The organism is Nocardiopsis lucentensis DSM 44048, from assembly GCF_000341125.1.
In the GTDB taxonomy this organism is placed as follows: domain Bacteria; phylum Actinomycetota; class Actinomycetes; order Streptosporangiales; family Streptosporangiaceae; genus Nocardiopsis; species Nocardiopsis lucentensis.
In genome coordinates this window covers 1-3397 of sequence record NZ_ANBC01000042.1, presented here as the reverse complement: position 1 = coordinate 3397, position 3397 = coordinate 1, and the positions used below count along the sequence as shown (strand labels likewise).

The 3397-nt window shown below is 75.3% G+C and carries 2 protein-coding genes and 1 pseudogene; 2 read left to right on the top strand and 1 reads right to left on the bottom strand.

The genetic code is table 11. From position 1 onward, the window contains the following. Positions 1–235, bottom strand: a pseudogene (locus D471_RS0101215) (glycosyltransferase WbuB); the annotation flags it as partial. Positions 236–488: 253 nt separating this feature from the next. Between D471_RS0101215 and wecB the strand changes: the two are divergent. Both wecB and D471_RS0101205 read left to right on the top strand, forming a co-directional pair. Further along, the gene (wecB, locus tag D471_RS0101210) at positions 489–1577 is read left to right on the top strand and encodes a non-hydrolyzing UDP-N-acetylglucosamine 2-epimerase (protein WP_017596937.1); all 1089 of its coding nucleotides are present in this window, start codon (positions 489–491) and stop codon (positions 1575–1577) included. 192 nt (positions 1578–1769) lie between these two features. Next, on the top strand, positions 1770–3397 hold a 1628-nt coding region (locus D471_RS0101205), incomplete at its 3' end, for a hypothetical protein (RefSeq protein ID WP_017596936.1).

Genomic DNA, 3397 nt, shown 5'->3' with positions numbered 1-3397 from the left:
GCCGGCCGACGCGGCGGGGGGAGGCGCCCTCCGCGGCGGTGAGCACCGCCGCGCGCGCCTCCCCGCGCAGGCCCCGGTCCCAGAGCGCGTAGGCCCGTGCCAGGCCGCCCAACCGGGTGGCCGCGGCCCGGATCGCGCGCCGCAGCGGACCGGGCGCCAACCGCAGCGCCAGCAGCGGCAACCGCGCGGGATCGGACCGCAGGTGTCGCCAGGCCAACGTGACGGTGAACGTCACCGCTCGCACCCAGCGGGCGCGCGGACGCGGGACGTGGGATTCGGAAGTCTGGGTGTCATGCACGGTCAGTCACACAACCACGCGGACGTGACCAGGTGGTGACACCACGGCGACACGGACGGGACGGCTCGGGCAAGGAACCGGTCGGACCGTCCCGGACCCGCACCGGTCACAGCGACCTCCACCAGGTCGGATCCGACCCACCAACCCCCTCGGTGGGCACACCACCCCAACAGAAGGAAACGTGAGAGACGTGGCATCGAGCGCTCCCCTCGGGAGTCAGGACACCGGGATCGTGCACGTGGTCGGGGCACGGCCCAACTTCGTCAAGGCCGCGCCCGTCGTCTCGGCTCTGCGCGGTCGCGGCGCGCACCAGGCGGTCGTCCACACCGGGCAGCACTACGACGACCGCATGTCCGCCGTCTTCTTCCGCGACCTGGGCCTGCCCACCCCCGACGTCGACCTCGGCGTGGGCTCGGGCTCGCACGCCGCCCAGACCGCCGCGCTCATGGTCGGCCTGGAGAAGGAGTTCACCGAACGCCGGCCCGGCATGGTCGTCGTCTACGGCGACGTCAACTCCACGGTGGCCGCCGCCCTGGTCGCCGCCAAGCTGCGCATCCCCGTCGCGCACGTGGAGGCCGGGCTGCGGTCCTTCGACGACACGATGCCGGAGGAGATCAACCGCCGCGTCACCGACCAGCTCAGCGACCTGTGCTTCGCCACGAGCCCGGAGGCGGTCGGCCACCTGGCGGCGGAGGGCGTCCCGCCCAGCCGCGTTCACCTGGTCGGCAACCCCATGATCGACACCCTCCTGGCCAACCTCGACCGCTTCGACGCCGACGCGCTGCGCGCCCGCCTCGACCTGCCCGAGCGCTACGTGGCGGCCACGTTGCACCGGCCCGCCAACGTCGACGACCCCGACACGGTGGCGCGCCTCGTCGCCCGCCTGCACGAGATCGCCGACACCACCGACGTGGTCATGCCCGTGCACCCGCGCGGCAAGGCCGCCTTCGACCGGGCCGGGCTCGGCGACCACCCGCGTGTCCGCCTCCTCGAACCGCTCGGCTACCTCGACTTCGTGGCGCTCACCCGCGGCGCCGCGGCCGTGGTCACCGACTCCGGCGGCGTGCAGGAGGAGACGACCATCCTCGGCGTTCCCTGCCTCACCCTGCGCCCCAACACCGAACGGCCGGTCACCATCACCCACGGGACCAACCAGCTCGTCACCGAGGACGACCTCCTCCAGGCCCTCGGCAAGGCCCTGGACGGGCGCNNCCCGCCGCTGTGGGACGGCCGCGCCGGAGAGCGGATCGCCGCCATCCTCACCCAGTGGACGAGGTGATCACCATGTCAGACTTCCACCGGCCGATCCCCACACCACCCAGACGTCACACGGGGTCCGCCACGCATCCGACCACGGGCGCCCACGCCCGGCCCGGCGCACGCCCCCGGCGCCGTCCGACCGTTCCAGCACCCAGGCCCCCGATGGACGCGGCGGCGACGCCGATCCGATCAGAACACGAGGTGGCAGACCGTGAAACGGCGTGAACAGAGCCAGACCGAGCAGCTCAAGCAGGCGCTGGCCGAACGCGAGGCCCAGCTCCAGGAGGCGCGCGCACGTCTGGCCGCCGTGGAGGGCTCGACCTCCCTCCAGGTCGGCCGCGCCCTCACCGCGGCCGCCAAGAAGCCCGGCCGTTCCCTGGTCCGCCTCCCGCGCGATCTCTACCGCCTCTGGCGCCGCAGCGGCCAGACCAACCACAGCGAGCGCCGCCGCCCCGCCAGCGAGCCGGTCCGCTCCTTCGACGCCGAACGCCAGGAGGCCCGGCTGCTCACCGGAGTCGTGGGCGGTCGCGAGGACCGGCTCATCGCCGCCACCGTCGTCGGCCCGGCCATCCAGTCCGCCATCGACCCGTACGTGCGCACGGTCCCGCTGCGTCCGCACGACGCACAGATCGTCATGGACGGCGTCGACGTCGACCTCGTCCTGGTGTCCGCCTCGGCCGCCGCCCCCGGCTCGCCCTGGGCGCACGTGGGCGACCCCGCCGCCACCGACCGCACCCGCGCCCTGCACTGGGTCCTGGAGTCGGCCGCGGCCCGCGGCATCCCCGCCGTCCTGCTCGACGACGCGCCGGCGCCCCCCGCCCTACGCGGACTCGGCTTCGACCGCGTCCACACGGGCGACGCCGGAGTCCCCCTCCACCTGTTCAACCCGGTCGCCGCCGAACTCGCGCCCGGCCCCGCGGCGGTCTACGTCCGGGCCGCGCGCGACGAACCCGTCCCGGACGTCCTCACCGACCTCGGAGTGCGCGTCGTCGACGCCGACGCCGCCGACCTGCCCGACGCCCTGCGCGCGGCCAACGTCGCGGTGGTTCCCGAGACCTCGCCGGACACCGACGGCCTCCGCCGACGGGCCTGGGCCTGCGGCGCCCGCGTGGTCACCCACTCCCCGCTGCCCCGCCCCACGGGCGAGGACCTGGCGGTGTCCGTGCCGCGCCTGCGCGCCGAGCGGCCCACGGGCCCGGAGCAGCGCGAACTCCTGCGCCGGGTGTTCCTCGACGAGGCCACCCCGGTCCGCCTGTCCGCGGTCCTGGAGGGGCTCGACTTCGCCTCCGGCACCGCCGGAACCGACCTGCCGCTGCGCGGCCGCGCCGTGGCCGTCCTCGCCGACCCGGCGGGGGAGGCCGACGCCGACCAGCTCGCCACCGACCTGCTCACCGCCCGGCTCCGTCCCGCCGAGGTCGTCGTCCCCGGCACGGCCGCCAAGTTGACGGGGGTCAAGCGGCTTCGGTCGGAGGGCGTGACCGTGCGCACCGTCCGCGTCAGCGCGCCCGACACCCCCGAGGAGCTCACCCGGGAGGTCGACCGGGTCCCGGGTGACACGCACGGCGGGCTCTCCCACCAGCGGTGGGCCGCCCTGGCCGAGCGCGCCACGTCCCCTTGGGCACACCCGTGGACCGGACCGCTCGGCGATCACCGGCTCGTCGACCTCGTGTGCGCCGCCGAGTGCTCCGGCGCCGACGCGGTCGGGACGGCGGACACCGGGCCGGACACCGACGACCCGCTCACGGGGGCGGGGGAGCGCGGGTTCTTCGACCGTCCGGACAGCGGCGGCCAGCAGTACGTGTTCGTCAGCGCCATCACCCCGGAGCTGGCCCGGACCGA